The 20,114-nt window shown below is 63.4% G+C and carries 14 protein-coding genes, 4 tRNA genes and 1 pseudogene; all 19 read left to right on the forward strand.

Translation table 11 applies throughout. The annotated features are described in order from the left end of the window. Positions 1 to 1,920 (forward strand): tRNA uridine-5-carboxymethylaminomethyl(34) synthesis enzyme MnmG, encoded by a 1,920-nt coding sequence (gene mnmG, locus BN118_RS00005; RefSeq protein ID WP_014905376.1) that lies wholly within the window; start codon positions 1 to 3, stop codon positions 1,918 to 1,920. Next, positions 1,917 to 2,609 (forward strand): 16S rRNA (guanine(527)-N(7))-methyltransferase RsmG, encoded by a 693-nt coding sequence (gene rsmG, locus BN118_RS00010; protein WP_003806878.1) that lies wholly within the window; start codon positions 1,917 to 1,919, stop codon positions 2,607 to 2,609. The genes mnmG and rsmG overlap by 4 nt, the downstream gene beginning before the upstream one ends. Next, positions 2,606 to 3,403 (forward strand): ParA family protein, encoded by a 798-nt coding sequence (locus BN118_RS00015; protein WP_003806879.1) that lies wholly within the window; start codon positions 2,606 to 2,608, stop codon positions 3,401 to 3,403. The genes rsmG and BN118_RS00015 overlap by 4 nt, the downstream gene beginning before the upstream one ends. A 6-nt stretch (positions 3,404 to 3,409) precedes the next feature. After that, entirely contained in the window at positions 3,410 to 4,171 is a 762-nt protein-coding gene (locus BN118_RS00020; RefSeq protein WP_010929570.1) for a GNAT family N-acetyltransferase, read from the forward strand. 43 nt (positions 4,172 to 4,214) lie between these two features. Beyond that, entirely contained in the window at positions 4,215 to 5,132 is a 918-nt protein-coding gene (locus BN118_RS00025) for a ParB/RepB/Spo0J family partition protein (protein WP_010929571.1), read from the forward strand. Next, positions 5,125 to 6,126: pseudogene (locus BN118_RS00030) on the forward strand (asparaginase). The gene BN118_RS00025 and the pseudogene BN118_RS00030 overlap by 8 nt, the downstream one beginning before the upstream one ends. Before the next feature lie 109 nt (positions 6,127 to 6,235). Continuing rightward, a tRNA-Tyr gene (locus BN118_RS00040) sits at positions 6,236 to 6,322 on the forward strand. A 188-nt stretch (positions 6,323 to 6,510) separates the two neighbouring features. After that, positions 6,511 to 6,584: transfer RNA gene (locus tag BN118_RS00045), tRNA-Gly, on the forward strand. Positions 6,585 to 6,590: 6 nt separating this feature from the next. After that, positions 6,591 to 6,665: transfer RNA gene (locus BN118_RS00050), tRNA-Thr, on the forward strand. A gap of 56 nt (positions 6,666 to 6,721) precedes the next feature. Then, positions 6,722 to 7,912, forward strand: a complete 1,191-nt coding sequence (gene tuf, locus BN118_RS00055; protein WP_003806883.1) for an elongation factor Tu — start codon at positions 6,722 to 6,724, stop codon at positions 7,910 to 7,912. A gap of 110 nt (positions 7,913 to 8,022) precedes the next feature. Next, positions 8,023 to 8,098, forward strand: a tRNA-Trp gene (locus tag BN118_RS00060). 52 nt (positions 8,099 to 8,150) lie between these two features. Continuing rightward, positions 8,151 to 8,531, forward strand: a complete 381-nt coding sequence (secE, locus tag BN118_RS00065) for a preprotein translocase subunit SecE (protein WP_003806884.1) — start codon at positions 8,151 to 8,153, stop codon at positions 8,529 to 8,531. 9 nt (positions 8,532 to 8,540) lie between these two features. Continuing rightward, positions 8,541 to 9,074, forward strand: coding sequence for a transcription termination/antitermination protein NusG (nusG, locus tag BN118_RS00070; RefSeq protein ID WP_003806885.1), 534 nt, complete (start codon positions 8,541 to 8,543; stop codon positions 9,072 to 9,074). A gap of 63 nt (positions 9,075 to 9,137) precedes the next feature. Beyond that, complete coding sequence (rplK, locus tag BN118_RS00075) at positions 9,138 to 9,569, forward strand: 50S ribosomal protein L11 (RefSeq protein WP_010929572.1); 432 nt, start codon at positions 9,138 to 9,140, stop codon at positions 9,567 to 9,569. 2 nt (positions 9,570 to 9,571) lie between these two features. Beyond that, positions 9,572 to 10,270 (forward strand): 50S ribosomal protein L1, encoded by a 699-nt coding sequence (rplA, locus tag BN118_RS00080; protein ID WP_003806887.1) that lies wholly within the window; start codon positions 9,572 to 9,574, stop codon positions 10,268 to 10,270. Between the two features lie 242 nt (positions 10,271 to 10,512). Next, positions 10,513 to 11,037, forward strand: coding sequence for a 50S ribosomal protein L10 (rplJ, locus tag BN118_RS00085; RefSeq protein WP_003806888.1), 525 nt, complete (start codon positions 10,513 to 10,515; stop codon positions 11,035 to 11,037). 81 nt (positions 11,038 to 11,118) lie between these two features. Beyond that, the gene (rplL, locus tag BN118_RS00090; RefSeq protein ID WP_003806889.1) at positions 11,119 to 11,502 is read left to right on the forward strand and encodes a 50S ribosomal protein L7/L12; all 384 of its coding nucleotides are present in this window, start codon (positions 11,119 to 11,121) and stop codon (positions 11,500 to 11,502) included. Between the two features lie 159 nt (positions 11,503 to 11,661). Further along, entirely contained in the window at positions 11,662 to 15,774 is a 4,113-nt protein-coding gene (gene rpoB, locus BN118_RS00095; protein ID WP_010929573.1) for a DNA-directed RNA polymerase subunit beta, read from the forward strand. Continuing rightward, complete coding sequence (gene rpoC / locus BN118_RS00100; RefSeq protein ID WP_014905377.1) at positions 15,774 to 20,018, forward strand: DNA-directed RNA polymerase subunit beta'; 4,245 nt, start codon at positions 15,774 to 15,776, stop codon at positions 20,016 to 20,018. Before rpoB ends, rpoC begins: the two co-directional genes overlap by 1 nt. Positions 20,019 to 20,114: the final 96 nt, after the last annotated feature.

Here is a 20,114-nt window from a genome sequence, read left to right on the forward strand (position 1 = left end):
ATGGATTTTCCCCGCGAATTTGATGTGATCGTCGTTGGTGGCGGTCACGCCGGTACGGAGGCAGCCCTGGCTGCAGCCCGCGCCGGCGCACAGACATTGCTGCTTACCCACAATATCGAGACCCTGGGCCAAATGTCCTGCAATCCCTCCATCGGGGGGATAGGCAAGGGTCATTTGGTCAAGGAAGTCGATGCGTTGGGCGGCGCGATGGCTATCGCCACCGACGAGGCAGGTATCCAATTCCGTATTCTCAACAGCTCCAAGGGGCCAGCGGTACGTGCCACGCGTGCCCAAGCCGACCGGGTGCTGTACCGAAACGCCATACGTGCACAGCTCGAGAACCAGCCCAACCTCTGGCTGTTCCAGCAGGCGGTGGACGATCTGATGGTGCAGGGCGACCAGGTGGTGGGCGCCGTTACGCAGATCGGGTTGCGCTTTCGTGCCCGTACCGTGGTGCTGACGGCTGGGACCTTCCTCAACGGTTTGATTCACGTGGGGCTGCAGAACTATTCCGGAGGGCGGGCAGGGGATCCTCCCGCCAATTCCCTGGGCCAGTGGCTCAAGGAGCTGCAACTTCCGCAAGGCCGCCTGAAAACTGGCACGCCGCCGCGCATCGACGGACGCAGCATCAACTACAGTGTGTTGGAAGAGCAGCCCGGCGATCTTGATCCCGTGCCGGTGTTCTCGTTCCTGGGCAAGGCCTCCATGCACCCGCGCCAGCTGCCTTGCTGGATCACGCATACCAATGCCCGCACGCACGAAATCATCCGTGGCGGTCTGGACCGTTCGCCCATGTACAGTGGGGTCATCGAAGGAGTGGGGCCTCGTTACTGCCCATCCATCGAGGACAAGATCCATCGTTTTGCGGACAAGGCATCGCACCAGGTATTCCTGGAACCGGAAGGCCTGAATACCCATGAGATCTATCCGAACGGTGTTTCCACCAGCCTGCCTTTCGATGTGCAGTACGAGTTGATCCATTCCCTGCCCGGACTGGAGAACGCGCACATCCTGCGCCCGGGCTATGCCATCGAGTACGATTACTTCGACCCGCGTGCCCTGAAGTCCACGCTGGAGACCAAGGCGATTTCCGGGCTGTTCTTCGCCGGCCAGATCAACGGCACGACCGGCTATGAAGAGGCGGCGGCCCAAGGCCTGCTGGCCGGCGCCAATGCCGCCTTGCAGGCCCAGGGGAAAGAACCTTGGGTGCCGCGTCGCGATGAAGCCTATCTCGGCGTCCTGGTCGATGACCTGGTTACGCGCGGCGTGACCGAGCCTTATCGGATGTTCACGTCCCGTGCCGAATATCGGCTCAGCCTGCGCGAAGACAACGCCGATCTGCGCCTGACCGAAATCGGCCGCCGGCTCGGGCTGGTGGACGACGTGCGCTGGGATGCTTTCAGCCGCAAACGCGATGCCGTGGCCCAGGAAGTCGAACGGCTCAAATCCACGTGGGTGAACCCGCGCGTCCTGCCGGCGCATGCCGCCGAAGCCCTGCTGGGCAAGGCAATTGAGCGTGAGTACTCACTATCAGACCTGTTGAAACGTCCCAATGTTTCCTACGAGGCGTTGATGCAGGCCCGTACCGACGAGGGCGAGTTGCTGGCTGGTCCTGGCGTGCTCGAGGATCAAGTGCTGGCCGAGCAGGTCGAAACCCAGGTCAAGTACGCCGGCTATATCGCGCGCCAGCAAGACGAAGTGCAGAAACACCTCTCGCACGAGCAGCAGCCCATCCCTGCGGATATCGATTACGACGCCGTCACCAGCCTGTCGTTCGAGGTACGCCAGAAGCTGAAGACGCATCGGCCCGAGACCATAGGGCAGGCCGCGCGCGTCTCCGGGGTGACGCCGGCTGCCATTTCCCTGTTGCTGATCCATCTCAAGCGCCTGCATTACGGCTCGCGCAAGCAAGCGGCATGAGCGCCGTTCCCGATATCCCCGGCGGCCCCGCGCAGCGGCTGGCCCAGGCCTGCGATGCGCTGCGATTGCCGGCCGACGCCGGCCAGCAGCAGAAGCTGCTGCGCTATATCGAGCAAATGCAGCGCTGGAACCGCACGTACAACCTGACTGCCATCCGGGATCCGGGGCAGATGCTCGTGCAGCACCTGTTCGACAGTCTGTCGGTCGTGGCGCCGCTGGAGCGTGGCCTGCCCGCCGCCGGGTCCGGCGCGCGCGTCAAGCTGTTCGACGTCGGCTCCGGCGGCGGCCTGCCCGGCGTGGTGCTGGCCATCATGCGCGCCCATTGGGACGTCACATGCGTGGACGCAGTCGAGAAGAAAACCGCATTCGTGCGACAGATGGCCGGCGCGCTCGGACTGCCCAATCTGCAGGCCGCGCATACCCGTATCGAACAGCTCGAACCGGCGCAATGCGACGTGGTGATATCGCGTGCGTTCGCTTCGTTACAGGACTTCGCGAAGCTGGCCGGCCGCCACGTGCGCGAGGGTGGTACCCTCGTCGCCATGAAGGGCAAGGTGCCCGATGACGAAATCCAGGCGTTACAGCAACACGGCCACTGGACGGTCGAACGGATCGAACCGTTGGTGGTGCCGGCACTCGACGCGCAACGCTGCCTGATATGGATGCGACGCAGTCAAGGAAACATATGAAAAACATACCGCCCAGCAAGTCCGCCCGCGTGTTCTGCATCGCCAACCAGAAGGGCGGCGTCGGCAAGACCACCACCGCCATCAACCTTGCGGCTGGCCTGGCTACGCACAAGCAGCGGGTGCTGCTGGTCGATCTCGATCCGCAGGGCAACGCCACCATGGGCAGCGGCATCGACAAGAGTACGCTCGAATCCAACCTGTACCAGGTGCTCATCGGCGAGGCCGGTATCGAACAGACGCGCGTGCGTTCGGAGTCCGGCGGCTACGACGTATTGCCGGCCAACCGCGAACTGTCCGGCGCCGAGATCGACCTGGTGCAGATGGACGAGCGCGAGCGCCAGCTCAAGGCCGCCATCGACAAGATCGCCGGCGAATACGATTTCGTGCTGATCGATTGCCCGCCCACGCTGTCGCTGCTTACCCTTAACGGGCTGGCTGCCGCGCACGGCGTCATCATTCCGATGCAGTGCGAGTACTTTGCGCTCGAAGGCCTGTCCGACCTGGTAAACACTATCAAGCGCGTGCATCGCAATATCAACAACGAACTCCGTGTCATCGGTTTGTTGCGCGTGATGTTCGACCCGCGCATGACCTTGCAGCAGCAGGTGTCGGCCCAGCTCGAATCCCACTTCGGCGACAAGGTCTTCACCACGGTGGTGCCACGCAATGTGCGGTTGGCCGAGGCGCCCAGCTATGGCATGCCGGGCGTGGTGTATGACCGCGCGTCGCGCGGCGCGCAGGCCTATATTGCATTTGGCGCGGAAATGATAGAACGCGTCAAAGAGCTGGATTGAACCTCGATGCCAGCTGTGCTTGCTGTTCCGGCCGCCCACCCCGCTCCCGCAGCGGGAGGGGAGCTGGCGCGCCTGGAAGAGGCGGCGCTCAATGCCACCACGGTTCGCGAGCAGATGCTCTACGAAGGATGGCTGGTGCGTTGGGCGCCTTCGCGGGCCAAGCGTGCGCGCTGCGTCAATGTACTCGGGTTATCCACACGTCCGCTCGATGAGCGGCTGGCGTACTGTACCCGATGGTATGCGGGCCACGGGGTGCCGCTGATCGTGCGGTTGACCTCCATCGGCCCCGATTTTTCCCTGGATGCACAGCTGCATGAGCGCGGGTTCGTCGCGTTCGACCGTACCTGCGTCATGGCGGCGTCCGTCGTGCCGTTCACGGCGCAAGCGCCGTCCGGGCTGGTGTTCGAACGGACAACCCCCGGGCGGTTCGCACAGGAAGCAGGGCGCCTGCAGGCGGCGCCGCTGGAAAACTTGCCGCTGCTGGTGCGCGACGCCAGCGGCGAATGTATCGCGGCAGGGCTGGCGGCATTCGATGCCGAGCTGGTCGGGCTGTTCGATATCGTTACCGCGCCGCAGCGGCGCCGCCAGGGTTGCGGCGCGGCGGTGCTGAAGTATTTGCTGGAGCAGGCCAGCCACGCCGGCGCGCGCCAGGCGTACCTGCAGGTCGAGCCGCAGAACACGGCCGCCCGTGCCTTGTATGCGCGTTTCGGCTTCGTGGATCGCTACACGTATTGGTATCGTTCAATGTCCGAAGCAACGCCCGTTTGAGCGGTCAACGGTCAACTGCTGAAGGGAAGAGGATTTATTCGCTATGGTTACCAAGAAGCCCAAGGGCTTGGGTCGAGGACTGGATGCCTTGCTGGGCGCGGACGTGCCCGCCATCGACAACATCGGCAAGGCCCCCGCGGCCGCGCCGGAGGGACCGCCGGCGACCCTGCCTGTGTCCAAGATGCGCGCCGGCAAATATCAGCCGCGCACGCGCATGGACGAAGGCGCGCTCAACGAACTGGCCGAGTCCATCCGCACCCAGGGCATCATGCAGCCCATCCTGGTGCGTGCGCTGGGCGCCGACGCGCCCGGCCAGTACGAAATCATCGTCGGCGAACGGCGCTTTCGCGCGGCGCAACTGGCCGGCCTGAAAGAAGTGCCGGTGCTGGTGCGCGAAGTCGCCGACGAGAACGCCGCGGTCATGGCGCTGATCGAGAACATCCAGCGCGAAGACCTCAATCCGCTCGAAGAGGCGCACGGTGTTCGCCGCCTGCTCGACGAGTTCGGCCTGACGCACGAACAGGCCGCCCAGGCCATCGGCCGCTCGCGTTCGGCCACCAGCAACCTGCTGCGCCTGCTCAACCTGGCCGCGCCGGTGCAGACCATGCTGCTGGCGGGCGATGTCGACATGGGCCATGCCCGCGCCTTGCTGGCGGTCGATGCCGCCACGCAGATCCAGTTGGCCAACCAGGTCATCGCCAAGCGCCTGTCGGTACGCGAGGCCGAGAAGCTGGTCGCGCGGGCGCAAAAGGATGTCGACGCCGCGCCGCGCAAGAAGGGCAATGGCGCTTCGCGCGATGTCACGCGGCTCGAGGAAGCGCTGTCGGATCATCTCGGCACGCGCGTTGCGCTGAAGGTCGGGGCGCGTGAAAAAGGCCAGATCGTGATCGATTTCCATGGCTGGGAACATCTGAACTCGCTGCTGGAGCGCCAGGGCCTGTCCGGGGTAGTGGATGCCTGAGGCCCGGCTGCCGCGGATTGCCGTCCTGGCGACCGGCGGCACCATTGCCGGCGCGCAAACCGACGCGGCCAGCGGCGCTTACCGCGCCGGCTCGTACGGCGTCGGGCAGTTGCTGGCGGCCGTGCCTCAACTGGCCGGCCTGGCGCGCATCGGCGCCGAGCAGATCGCCAACGTCGGCAGCCAGAACATGAGCCATGCCGTCTGGCGGCAGCTCGCGCTGCGCGCCGCCGCGCTGTGCGACGATCCGGCGACCGACGGCATCGTCATTACCCATGGCACCGATACGCTGGAAGAGACCGCTTATTTCCTCAGCCTGGTATTGCCTGTGGATAAACCGGTGGTGCTGCTGGGCGCCATGCGCCCGGCCACCGCGTTGAGCGCCGACGGGCCGGTCAATCTATACAACGCGGTGGCGTTGGCCTGCCATCCGGCCGCACGCGGCCGCGGGCCGCTGGTCGTGATGAACGAGGATATCCATCTGGCCCGTCATGTGCAGAAAACGGCCGCCTCTGGCATCGCCGCGTTCGCTTCGCCCAATGCAGGCCGGGCCGGCGTCATGCAGGGCGGCCGGCCGGTGTTTCACGCCCGCGCCGAGCGCCAGGCCGCCGACGCGCTGCTCAGGCCGGACGAATTGCCGCAGCAGGCCTGGCCGCGGGTCGACATCGTGCATGCCTGTGTCGATCTCGACGGCGAGCTCATCGATTTCATGGCCGGGCGAGCCCAGGGCATCGTGTTGGCCGGCGTGGGCGACGGCAACGCCACCGACGCGGCCCTGTAGGCCCTGCAGCGGGCCAGCGCGCGGGGCGTTGCGGTGGTGCGGGCGTCGCGCACCGGCTCGGGCAAGGTGGGGCGCAATATCGAGATCGACGACGACGCCTGCGGCTTCATTGCCGCCGGCGACCTCAGCCCCCAGAAGGCCCGCGTGCTGCTTACCCTCGGCCTGTGCCAGACCCGCGATACCGCGCGCCTGCAGGCGTTGTTCGACAGCCGCTGAAACCGGGCGGCGCGTTGGCGCCCCTGTCGGCGGCTGGGCCGCCGATCCCGTTTCAACACCTTAATTTGACATTCAATTTGAATGTGTTCATAATCTCAAATTCTCCGCTGGAGGAGTGCCCGAGTGGTTAAAGGGGGCAGACTGTAAATCTGTTGGCCTTGCGCCTACGTTGGTTCGAATCCAACCTCCTCCACCAGAGACCCATGTTCCGGTCCAGTATGACGCCAGGATCGGCGCTTTGCGAGAGCAGCGCGCCCGTACCAGTTCCAGGCTCAGCAAGACGAAATCCAGGTGCGGTTCGGCCTGGATTTTGCAACGTAAGGCCAGGTGTCCTGGCTTGCCGCTGCGGGAATATGGAGGAGATGCAAGGTGAAAGGGTGGCCTGCGGGTGTAGCTCAATGGTAGAGCAGAAGCCTTCCAAGCTTACGACGAGGGTTCGATTCCCTTCACCCGCTCCAAGATTTGCCCATGTGGCTCAGTGGTAGAGCACTCCCTTGGTAAGGGAGAGGTCACGCGTTCGATCCGCGTCATGGGCACCATCGAATTCTAAGTTCTTCTTCAAGTCAGAAGCTTCAATCCAGGTCAGGAGTCAGCCATGGCAAAAGGCAAGTTTGAACGTACCAAGCCGCACGTGAACGTGGGTACGATTGGTCACGTTGACCACGGCAAAACGACGTTGACGGCGGCGATCACGACGGTGCTGTCGAACAAGTTCGGCGGCGAGGCTCGCGGCTACGACCAGATTGACGCGGCGCCGGAAGAGAAGGCGCGTGGGATCACGATCAACACCTCGCACGTTGAGTACGAGACGGAGACGCGTCACTACGCGCACGTTGATTGCCCGGGTCACGCTGACTACGTGAAGAACATGATCACGGGTGCTGCGCAGATGGACGGCGCGATCCTGGTGGTGTCGGCCGCAGACGGCCCGATGCCGCAGACGCGCGAGCACATTTTGCTGTCGCGCCAGGTTGGCGTGCCGTACATCATCGTGTTCCTGAACAAGGCGGACATGGTTGATGACGCGGAGCTGCTCGAGCTGGTGGAGATGGAAGTCCGCGAACTGCTGAGCAAGTACGATTTCCCGGGCGATGACACGCCGATCGTGAAGGGTTCGGCCAAGCTGGCGCTGGAAGGCGACAAGGGCGAACTGGGCGAGCAGGCGATTCTGTCGCTGGCGCAAGCGCTGGACACGTACATTCCGACGCCGGAGCGCGCGGTCGACGGTGCGTTCCTGATGCCGGTGGAAGACGTGTTCTCGATCTCGGGCCGTGGCACGGTGGTGACTGGCCGTATCGAGCGCGGCGTGGTGAAGGTTGGCGAGGAAATCGAAATCGTGGGCATCAAGCCGACGGTGAAGACGACCTGCACGGGCGTGGAGATGTTCCGCAAGCTGCTGGACCAGGGCCAGGCGGGCGACAACGTGGGTATCTTGCTGCGCGGCACCAAGCGTGAAGACGTCGAGCGTGGCCAGGTGCTGGCCAAGCCGGGTTCGATCAACCCGCACACGGACTTCACGGCCGAGGTGTACATTCTGTCCAAGGAAGAGGGTGGCCGTCACACGCCGTTCTTCAACGGCTATCGTCCGCAGTTCTACTTCCGCACGACGGACGTGACCGGCACGATCGACCTGCCGGCGGACAAGGAAATGGTGCTGCCGGGCGACAACGTGTCGATGACCGTCAAGCTGCTGGCCCCGATCGCCATGGAAGAAGGTCTGCGTTTCGCCATCCGTGAAGGCGGTCGTACCGTCGGCGCCGGCGTCGTCGCCAAGATCATCAAGTAAGGCGCGGTTTTCCCATGGATAGAGGGGCCGGATGGCCCTCTATCCATGTTTGCTGGAAAAGTAGTACTATGTATGGTTCCGCAAGGTGCCACGCGTAGCTTGAAAGTTTTAGGGGTATAGCTCAATTGGCAGAGCGTCGGTCTCCAAAACCGAAGGTTGTAGGTTCGATTCCTACTGCCCCTGCCACCCGCCGGAGAGTATCGCGAGTTGCGCATTCACGGCGGGCTCGTGTCGCAAAATGTCTAATACCAGCATAGAAACCGTTACCAGTACCGCTGACCGGATCAAGCTCGGGTTGGCGGTTCTCGTCGTTATTGCTGGCATCGTTGGGTTTTCCATGCTCGACGCGCAGCCCATGGTGGCGCGTATCGGCGTGTTTGTCGGCGGCCTGGTCGTCGCGGCGTTGCTTGCGTGGTTCAGCGAACCCGGCCGCCGTACCCTCAGCTTTGCCGGCGAGTCGTACAACGAAGTCAAGCGAGTCTCGTGGCCCACGCGCAAAGAGACGATCCAGATGACCGGTATCGTCTTCGCCTTCGTCGCGGTGATGGGTCTTCTGATGTGGGTGCTCGATAAAGGCATCGAGTGGGTTCTCTACGGCCTGTTGCTGGGCTGGAAATAAGGACGGCGCATGAGTAAACGTTGGTATGTCGTCCATGTGTATTCCGGCATGGAGAAAAGCGTACAAAAGGCTCTGAACGAGCGCATCGAGCGCGCGGAGCTGCAGACGTCTTTTGGCCGCATTCTTGTTCCCTCCGAAGAAGTCGTCGAGGTCAAGGGCGGACAGAAGTCGATCACCGAACGCCGCATTTTCCCCGGTTATGTCCTGGTCGAAATGGATCTGACCGACGAAACGTGGCATTTGGTCAAGAACACCAATCGTGTCACTGGTTTCCTGGGTGGTTCGGGCAACCGTCCGACGCCGATTTCCGAACGGGAAGTCGAGAAAATCCTCAACCAGATGGAAGAGGGTGTCGAAAAGCCCCGGCCCAAGATTCTGTTCGAAGTGGGCGAGATGGTGCGCGTCAAGGAAGGTCCGTTTGCTGACTTCAACGGCAACGTCGAAGAAGTCAACTACGAAAAGAGCAAGGTGCGTGTGTCGGTCACCATTTTTGGTCGCGCGACGCCCGTCGAACTCGATTTCAGCCAGGTCGAAAAGACCTGATTTTCAAACCCCGGGGAGCTCTGCGCATAGCCGCAGGGCGCTATAACCCGCAAGGAGCAAAGCATGGCGAAGAAGATCGTCGGCTTTATCAAGCTGCAAGTGCCGGCTGGTAAGGCAAACCCCTCCCCCCCGATTGGCCCGGCGCTGGGTCAGCGCGGCCTGAACATCATGGAATTCTGCAAGGCGTTCAACGCCAAGACCCAAGGCATGGAGCTCGGTCTGCCGATTCCGGTGGTGATCACCGCCTTCGCGGACAAGAGCTTCACCTTCATCATGAAGACCCCGCCCGCGACGGTCCTCATCAAGAAGGCGTCCGGCGTGCAAAAGGGTTCGGCCAAGCCGCATACCGACAAGGTCGGCACGCTGACGCGCGCCCAGGCTGAAGAAATCGCCAAGACCAAGCAGCCCGACCTGACCGCGGCCGATCTGGACGCCGCCGTCCGTACGATCGCTGGCAGCGCCCGCAGCATGGGCATCACGGTTGAGGGGGGTTAATCATGGCTAAATTGTCCAAGCGCGCCGCCGCCATTGCGCAGAAAATCGACCGTACCAAGCTGTACCCGGTCGGCGAAGCCCTGAATCTGGTCAAGGAAACCGCCACCGCCAAGTTCGATGAATCCATCGATGTGGCCGTCCAGCTGGGCATCGACCCCAAGAAGTCGGACCAACTGGTCCGTGGTTCGGTCGTGCTGCCCGCCGGTACCGGCAAGACGGTTCGCGTTGCCGTGTTCGCCCAAGGCGAAAAGGCTGACGCCGCCCGTGCCGCCGGCGCCGACATCGTCGGCCTGGACGACCTGGCCGAGCAGATCAAGGCTGGCCAGATGGACTTCGACGTGGTCATCGCCTCGCCCGACACGATGCGTGTCGTGGGTGCCCTGGGCCAGGTGCTGGGTCCCCGTGGCCTGATGCCGAACCCCAAGGTCGGTACCGTGACGCCCGACGTGGCCACCGCCGTGAAGAACGCCAAGGCCGGTCAGATCCAATACCGTACCGACAAGGCTGGCATCATTCACGCCACCATCGGCCGCGCCTCGTTCGGCGTGGAACAACTGCAAAACAACCTGGCCGCCCTGGTCGATGCCCTGCAAAAGGCTCGTCCCGCCGCTGCCAAGGGTATTTACCTGCGCAAGCTGGCCGTTTCGTCCACGATGGGCGGCGGTGCTCGCGTGGAAATTGCTTCGCTGTCGGCCAACTAACAGGCCGCTGGCACATAGAACTTTGGGCCGCATCCGGACTTGTCCGGATGCTGCTGTCAAAGACCGCTGGAGCGCTAGCCGGTTGTTTGGCGAATGCTTAATCCCGAAGCTGGTTCAGTTCGGATCCAGCGTAGACGGCGTCCCCAGGAAGATTTCTTTACCCGAAGAACTCAACCAGGCGCCGCATTCGGTTGACGCGCAAGGCTAGCGCCCCAAGCGTCTTTTGATGGAGTGTTCAAACCGTGAGTCTCAATCGCCAAGAGAAAGCGGTGGTAATCGAGGAAGTCTCGGCACAAGTGGCCAAGGCGCAATCGATTGTTATCGCCGAGTACCGTGGTCTGGACGTCGCCTCTGTCACCGTACTGCGCAAAACTGCGCGTGAATCGGGCGTTTACCTGCGTGTTCTGAAGAACACGCTGGTCCGTCGTGCGGTTGCTGGCACGGCTTTCGAGCCGCTGTCCGAGCAACTCACCGGTCCGCTGATCTATGGTATCAGCGCTGATCCGGTCGCCGCGGCCAAGGTTCTCGCTGGTTTCGCAAAAAGCAACGACAAGCTGGTCATCAAGGCGGGCTCGCTGCCCAACAGCCTGCTGACCCAGGATGGCGTCAAGGCCCTGGCCACGATGCCCTCCCGCGAGGAGTTGCTCTCGAAACTGCTGGGCACCATGCAAGCCCCGATCGCGCAATTCGTGCGTACGCTCAACGAAGTTCCGACCAAGTTCGCCCGCGGCCTCGCTGCCGTGCGCGATCAGAAAGCGGCGGCCTGATCAGGCTCCGCGTCCGGAATTCGCTGAACGACAAAGCGACACCCAACCCTGGCATTACCCAATTTTGGAGTTCTAAACAAAATGGCACTTAGCAAAGCTGAAATCCTTGACGCCATCGCTGGCATGTCCGTGCTCGAGCTGTCCGAGCTGATCAAGGAAATGGAAGAAAAGTTTGGCGTGTCGGCTGCTGCCGCCGCCGTGGCCGTGGCCGCCCCGGCCGCTGGTGGCGCTGGCGCCGCTGCTGCTGAAGAGCAGACCGAGTTCACCGTTGTGCTGCTGGAAGCCGGCGCGAACAAGGTCAGCGTCATCAAGGCCGTGCGCGAGCTGACCGGTCTGGGTCTGAAGGAAGCCAAGGACCTGGTTGACGGCGCTCCGAAGCCCGTCAAGGAAGCGCTGCCCAAGGCTGACGCCGAAGCCGCCAAGAAGAAGCTGGAAGAAGCTGGCGCCAAGGTCGAAGTCAAGTAAGACCTCGCGTCGACGCCCGGGGACAGCGCTCTTAGCCGTCCCCGGGCTTTTGCGTTTCCAGGAAACCCCTACTGATGGGTCGAGTTCAGCAGGGTTTCCTGGAGTCGTATCACCTGGGGCCGTGGTTTACGGTCCATGCAACCTCGAGTCGGAGTGCTCATGCCTTACTCGTACACCGAAAAAAAGCGCATCCGCAAAAGCTTTGCCAAACGTGAGGACGTTCAAAACGTTCCCTTCCTGTTGGCGACACAGCTTCAATCCTACCTAACTTTCCTGCAAGCCGACACCGCGACCTCGGATCGCGTCAATGAAGGTCTGCAGGCGGCGTTCTCGTCGATTTTTCCGATTGTCAGCCATAACGGAATGGCGCGCTTGGAGTTCGTCAGCTATGCGCTGGGCGAGCCGGTGTTTGATGTCAAGGAATGTCAGCAGCGCGGCCTGACCTATGCGTCGCCGCTGCGCGCCAAGGTGCGCCTGGTGCTGCTGGACCGCGAAGTCAGCAAGCCGACCATCAAGGAAGTCAAGGAGCAGGAAGTCTACATGGGCGAAATTCCGCTCATGACCGGCACCGGCTCGTTCGTCATCAACGGCACCGAGCGCGTCATCGTCTCGCAGCTGCATCGTTCGCCGGGCGTGTTCTTCGAGCACGACCGCGGCAAGACGCACAGCTCGGGCAAGCTGCTGTTCTCGGCCCGCGTGATTCCCTACCGCGGCTCGTGGCTGGACTTCGAATTCGATCCCAAGGACGTGCTGTTCTTCCGCGTGGACCGTCGCCGCAAGATGCCGGTGACGATCCTGCTGAAGGCCATCGGCATGACGCCCGAATCGATCCTCGCGCACTTCTTCGATTTCGACAACTTCGAACTCAAGAGCGAAGGCGGCATGATGGAATTCGTCGCCGAACGCTGGAAGGGCGAGATGGCGCGCTTTGACATCGCCGACCGCGACGGCAAGGTGATCGTCGAGAAGGACAAGCGTATCAACGCCAAGCACCTGCGCGACCTGGCTGCCGGCGGCATCCAGCGCGTGTCGGTGCCCGAGGATTTCCTGTACGGCCGCGTGCTGGCCAAGAACATCGTCGATCCCGACACCGGCGAAGTCGTGGCGCATGCCAACGACGAGATCACCGAAAGCGTGCTCAACGCGATGCGCGCCGCCAACGTGCGCGACATCCAGACGCTGTACACCAACGACCTGGATCGCGGTCCCTACATTTCGCAGACGCTGCGCGCCGACGAAACCGCCGACCAGATGGCCGCGCGCGTGGCGATCTACCGCATGATGCGTCCTGGCGAACCGCCCACCGAAGAAGCGGTGGAAGCGCTGTTCCAGCGTCTGTTCTACAGCGAAGAGACGTACGACCTGTCGCGCGTGGGCCGCATGAAGGTCAACAGCCGCCTGGGTCGCGGCGACGACAGCACCGGTCCGATGACGCTGACCAACGAGGACATCCTCGAAACCATCAAGGTGCTGGTCGAGCTGCGCAACGGCCGTGGCCAGATCGATGACATCGATCACCTGGGCAACCGCCGCGTGCGTTGTGTCGGCGAACTGGCCGAGAACCAGTTCCGCGCTGGCCTGGTGCGTGTCGAGCGCGCCGTCAAGGAGCGTCTGGGCCAGGCCGAGACCGAAAACCTGATGCCGCACGACCTGATCAACTCCAAGCCGATCTCGGCCGCCATCAAGGAGTTCTTCGGTTCGAGCCAGCTGTCGCAGTTCATGGACCAGACCAACCCACTGTCGGAAATCACGCACAAGCGTCGCGTTTCCGCACTGGGCCCGGGCGGCCTGACGCGCGAACGCGCCGGCTTTGAAGTGCGCGACGTGCACCCGACCCACTACGGCCGCGTCTGCCCGATCGAAACGCCGGAAGGCCCGAACATCGGCCTGATCAACTCGATGGCGCTTTACGCGCGCCTGAACGAGTACGGCTTCCTGGAAACCCCGTATCGCAAGATCATCGACGGCAAGGTCAGCGACCAGATCGACTACCTGTCGGCCATCGAGGAAAGCCACTACGTGATCGCGCAGGCCAACGCCGCGCTCGATGACGAAGGCCGTTTCGTCGACGACCTGGTGGCTTGCCGCGAAGCGGGCGAAACCATGCTGACCGCGCCGGGCAACGTGCACTACATGGACGTGGCGCCGTCGCAGATCGTGTCGGTCGCGGCGTCGCTGATCCCGTTCCTCGAGCACGACGACGCCAACCGTGCACTGATGGGCGCCAACATGCAGCGCCAGGCCGTGCCTTGCCTGCGTCCGGAAAAGCCGCTGGTCGGCACCGGCGTCGAGCGCACCGTTGCGGTCGACTCGGGCACGACCGTGCAGGCGCTGCGTGGCGGCGTGGTTGACCACGTCGACGCCGACCGCGTCGTGATCCGCGTCAACGACGAAGAGAACGTCGCTGGCGAAGTGGGCGTGGACATCTACAACCTGATCAAGTACACGCGTTCCAACCAGAACACGAACATCAACCAGCGTCCCATCGTGGCCCGCGGCGACAAGGTCGCCAAGGGTGACGTGCTGGCCGACGGCGCGTCCACCGACCTCGGTGAACTCGCGCTGGGCCAGAACATGCTGATCGCGTTCATGCCCTGGAACGGCTACAACTTCGAAGACTCGATCCTGATCTCCGAACGCGTCGTGGCCGACGATCGCTACACCTCGATCCACATCGAAGAGCTGACCGTGGTCGCTCGCGATACGAAGCTGGGACCCGAGGAAATCACGCGCGACATCAGCAACCTGGCTGAAACGCAGCTCAACCGCCTGGATGACTCCGGCATCGTCTACATTGGCGCGGAAGTCAGCGCCGACGACGTGCTGGTGGGCAAGGTCACGCCGAAGGGCGAAACCCAGCTCACGCCGGAAGAAAAGCTGCTGCGCGCCATCTTCGGCGAAAAGGCTTCCGACGTTAAGGACACCTCGCTGCGCGTGCCCTCGGGCATGACCGGCACGGTGATCGACGTGCAGGTGTTCACGCGCGAAGGCATCGTGCGCGACAAGCGCGCCCAGTCCATCATCGACGATGAACTGCGCCGTTATCGCCAGGACCTCAACGACCAGCTGCGCATCGTCGAGAACGACCAGTTCGACCGTATCGAGAAGATGCTGGTCGGCAAGACCGTCAATGGCGGCCCGCGCAAGCTGGCCAAGGGCGCCACCTTGACCAAGGCCTACCTGGCCGACCTGGATCGCTGGCAGTGGTTCGACATCCGCCTGGCCGACGAACAGCACGCTGTCGTGCTGGAGCAGGCCAAGGAATCGCTCGAGCAGAAGCGCCACCAGTTCGACCTGGCCTTCGAAGAGAAGCGCAAGAAGCTGACGCAGGGCGACGAACTGCCGCCGGGCGTGCTGAAGATGATCAAGGTCTACCTGGCCGTCAAGCGCCGCCTGCAGCCGGGCGACAAGATGGCCGGCCGCCACGGCAACAAGGGCGTGGTTTCGCGCATTACGCCGGTCGAGGACATGCCCCACATGGCCGACGGCACTCCCGCCGACATCGTTCTGAACCCGCTGGGCGTGCCCTCGCGGATGAACGTCGGCCAGGTGCTGGAAGTCCATCTGGGCTGGGCCGCCAAGGGCGTGGGCTACCGCATCGCCGACATGCTGCGCGACGAGCGCACGGCGCAGGCCAAGAGCGTCCGCGGCTACCTGGAGAAGGTGTACAACACCACGGGCAGCAGCGCGCATATCGACAGCCTGACCGACGAGGAAGTGCTGGAACTGGCCAACAACCTGAAGAAGGGTGTGCCGTTTGCCACGCCGGTGTTCGACGGTGCGACCGAAGAAGAAATCGGCAAGATGCTGGAACTGGCCTATCCCGACGACGTCGCCGCGCGCATGCGCCTGACGGCGTCGCGTTCGCAGGCATGGCTGTATGACGGCCGTACCGGCGAGCAGTTCGAGCGTCCGGTCACGATCGGCTACATGCACTACCTGAAACTGCACCACTTGGTGGACGACAAGATGCACGCGCGTTCCACCGGCCCGTACTCGCTGGTTACCCAGCAGCCGTTGGGCGGCAAGGCGCAGTTCGGCGGTCAGCGTTTCGGGGAAATGGAAGTGTGGGCGCTGGAAGCCTACGGCGCCTCCTACACCCTGCAGGAAATGCTGACGGTGAAGTCCGACGACATCACCGGCCGCACGAAGGTTTACGAAAACATCGTCAAGGGCGACCACGTCATCGATGCCGGCATGCCGGAATCGTTCAACGTGCTGGTCAAGGAAATTCGCTCGCTGGCCCTGGACATGGATTTGGAGCGTAACTGATGAAAGCGCTACTCGACCTCTTCAAGCAAGTCTCGCAAGACGAGCAGTTCGATGCCATCAAGATCGGCATCGCCTCGCCCGAGAAGATCCGTTCGTGGTCTTTCGGCGAAGTTCGCAAGCCCGAGACGATCAACTACCGTACGTTCAAGCCCGAGCGTGACGGCCTGTTCTGCGCCAAGATCTTCGGTCCCATCAAGGACTACGAATGCTTGTGCGGCAAGTACAAGCGCCTGAAGCATCGTGGCGTGATCTGCGAAAAGTGCGGCGTGGAAGTCACCGTCGCCAAGGTGCGCCGCGAGCGCATGGGCCATATCGAACTGGCCAGCCCGGTTGCGCACATCTGGTTCCTCAAGAGCCTGCCGTCGCGCCTGGGCATGGTGCTCGACATGACGCTGCGCGACATCGAGCGCGTGCTGTACTTCGAAGCCTGGTGCGTGATCGAGCCCGGCATGACGCCGCTCAAGCGCGGCCAGATCATGTCCGATGACGACTTCCTGGCCAAGACCGAAGAGTACGGCGACGACTTCCGTGCCCTGATGGGCGCCGAGGCCGTGCGCGAACTGCTGCGCACCATCGACATCGATCGCGAAGTCGAGACGCTGCGCGGCGAGCTCAAGGCCACCAGCTCGGAAGCCAAGATCAAGAAGATCTCCAAGCGTCTGAAGGTGCTGGAAGGCTTCCAGAAGTCCGGCATCAAGGCCGAATGGATGGTCATGGAAGTGCTGCCCGTGTTGCCGCCGGACCTGCGTCCGCTGGTGCCGCTGGACGGCGGCCGCTTCGCGACCTCCGACCTGAACGACCTGTACCGCCGCGTCATCAACCGCAACAACCGCCTCAAGCGCCTGCTCGAACTGAAGGCGCCCGAGATCATTCTGCGCAACGAAAAGCGCATGCTGCAGGAAGCCGTCGACTCGCTGCTCGACAACGGCCGCCGCGGCAAGGCCATGACCGGCGCCAACAAGCGCCAGCTCAAGTCGCTGGCCGACATGATCAAGGGCAAGAGCGGTCGTTTCCGCCAGAACCTGCTGGGCAAGCGCGTCGACTACTCGGGCCGTTCGGTCATCGTGGTGGGCCCGCAGCTCAAGCTGCACCAGTGCGGCCTGCCCAAGCTGATGGCGCTCGAGCTGTTCAAGCCGTTCATCTTCAATCGCCTGGAGATGATGGGCCTGGCCACGACCATCAAGGCTGCCAAGAAGCTGGTCGAGAGCCAGGAGCCGGTGGTGTGGGACATCCTCGAAGAGGTGATCCGCGAGCACCCGGTCATGCTCAACCGTGCGCCGACGCTGCACCGCCTGGGCATCCAGGCGTTCGAGCCGGTGCTGATCGAAGGCAAGGCCATCCAGCTGCACCCGCTGGTCTGCGCCGCCTTCAACGCCGACTTCGACGGCGACCAGATGGCCGTGCACGTGCCGCTGTCGCTCGAAGCGCAGCTCGAAGCGCGTACGCTGATGCTGGCCTCGAACAACGTATTGTTCCCGGCCAACGGCGAGCCGTCCATCGTGCCGTCGCAGGATATCGTGCTGGGCCTGTACTACACGACCCGCGAACGCATCAACGGCAAGGGCGAAGGCATTTTCTTTGCCGACGTGTCGGAAGTGCAGCGCGCCTATGACAACGGCGAAGTCGAACTGCAGACCCGCATCACCGTACGCCTGACCGAGTACGAGCGCGACGAGCAGGGCGAGTGGCAGCCGGTCAAGCACCGCCATGAAACGACGGTCGGCCGTGCGCTGCTGTCCGAGATCCTGCCCAAGGGCCTGCCCTTCACGGTGCTGAACAAGGCCCTGAAGAAGAAAGAGATCTCGCGCCTGATCAACCAGTCGTTCCGCCGTTGCGGCCTGCGCGACACGGTGATCTTTGCCGACAAGCTGATGCAGTCGGGCTTCCGCCTGGCCACGCGCGGCGGCATCTCGATCGCCATGGAAGACATGCTGATCCCGAAGGCCAAGGAAGGCATCCTGGCCGAGGCCAGCCGCGAGGTCAAGGAAATCGACAAGCAGTACTCGTCGGGTCTGGTGACCTCGCAAGAGCGCTACAACAACGTGGTCGATATCTGGGGCAAGGCCGGCGACAAGGTCGGCAAGGCGATGATGGAGCAACTGGCCACCGAGCCGGTCGTCAACCGTCATGGCGAGGAAGTGCGCCAGGAATCGTTCAACTCGATCTACATGATGGCCGACTCGGGCGCCCGTGGTTCGGCCGCCCAGATTCGCCAGCTGGCCGGCATGCGCGGCCTGATGGCCAAGCCGGACGGCTCGATCATCGAGACCCCGATTACCGCCAACTTCCGCGAAGGCCTGAACGTACTGCAGTACTTCATCTCGACGCACGGCGCGCGCAAGGGCTTGGCCGATACCGCGCTGAAGACGGCGAACTCGGGCTACCTGACGCGCCGCCTGGTCGACGTGACCCAGGATCTGGTGATCACCGAAGACGATTGCGGCACCAGCCATGGCTACGCGATGAAGGCCCTGGTCGAGGGCGGTGAAGTCATCGAACCGCTGCGCGACCGTATCCTCGGCCGCGTGGCCGCGATCGACGTCGTCAACCCCGACACGCAGGAAACGGCCATCGCGGCTGGCACCCTGCTCGACGAAGACCTGGTCGACCTGATCGACCGCCTGGGCGTGGACGAAGTCAAGGTCCGCACGCCGCTGACGTGCGAAACGCGTCACGGCCTGTGCGCGCATTGCTATGGCCGCGATCTGGGCCGCGGTTCGCACGTCAACGTGGGCGAGGCCGTCGGCGTCATCGCCGCGCAATCGATCGGCGAACCGGGCACGCAGCTCACCATGCGGACGTTCCACATCGGTGGCGCCGCTTCGCGTTCGGCCCTGGCCAGCGCCGTGGAAACCAAGTCCAACGGCACGGTCGGCTTCGCCAGCACGATGCGCTATGTCACCAACGCCAAGGGCGAGCGTGTGGCGATTTCGCGTTCCGGCGAACTGGCCATCTTCGACGACAACGGCCGCGAGCGCGAGCGCCACAAGATCCCTTATGGCGCCACCGTCCTGCTTGGCGACGGCGAAGCGGTCAAGGCCGGCACCCGTCTGGCCAGCTGGGATCCGCTGACCCGTCCGATCGTGTCCGAGTACAGCGGCGCGGTGCGCTTCGAGAACATCGAAGAAGGCGTTACCGTTGCCAAGCAGGTCGACGAAGTCACCGGCCTGTCGACGCTGGTCGTGATCACGCCCAAGACGCGCGGCGGCAAGATCGTCATGCGTCCGCAGATCAAGCTGGTCAACGAGAACGGCGAAGACGTCAAGATCGCCGGCACCGATCACTCGGTGAACATCTCGTTCCCGGTGGGTGCGCTGATCACCGTGCGCGACGGCCAGCAGGTTGCCGTGGGCGAGGTCCTGGCGCGTATTCCGCAGGAATCGCAGAAGACCCGCGACATCACCGGCGGTCTGCCGCGCGTGGCCGAGCTGTTCGAAGCCCGTTCGCCCAAGGATGCCGGCATGCTGGCCGAAGTCACGGGTACGGTATCGTTCGGCAAGGACACCAAGGGCAAGCAGCGCCTGGTCATCACCGACCTGGAAGGCGTCAGCCACGAGTTCCTGATCCTGAAGGAAAAGCAGGTTCTGGTGCACGACGGCCAGGTGGTGAACAAGGGCGAAATGATCGTCGACGGCCCGGCCGATCCGCACGACATCCTGCGCCTGCAGGGCATCGAGAAGCTGGCGACCTACATCGTCGACGAAGTGCAGGACGTCTACCGTCTGCAGGGCGTGAAGATCAACGACAAGCACATTGAAGTGATCGTCCGCCAGATGCTGCGCCGCGTGAACATCGTCGATCCGGGTGACACCGAGTTCATCCCGGGCGAGCAGGTCGAGCGTTCGGAACTGCTCAACGAGAACGATCGCGTGGTCGCCGAGGACAAGCGTCCGGCTTCGTACGACAACGTGCTGCTGGGTATTACCAAGGCCTCGCTGTCGACCGATTCGTTCATCTCGGCGGCGTCGTTCCAGGAAACGACCCGCGTGCTGACCGAAGCGGCGATCATGGGCAAGCGCGACGACCTGCGCGGGCTGAAGGAAAACGTGATCGTCGGCCGTCTCATCCCGGCTGGTACTGGCCTGGCGTATCACATTGCCCGCAAGGACAAGGAAGCGCTGGAAGCTGCCGAGCGCGAAGCCGCCCGGCAGCTGGCCAACCCGTTCGAGGATGCGCCGGTTACGGTCGGCGGCGAACCGGAGGCTCCGGCCGCCGATACGCCGTCGGACGACTCGGCCGAGTGATGCCGTACTGACTGGAAGGCGCGCCCCGCGAGGGGCGTGGCCCGACAGCCAAAAAAAGGCCGCTGATGCATATCAGCGGCCTTTTGCTTGACGCGG

This window comes from Bordetella pertussis 18323 (assembly GCF_000306945.1).
GTDB lineage: Bacteria > Pseudomonadota > Gammaproteobacteria > Burkholderiales > Burkholderiaceae_B > Bordetella > Bordetella pertussis.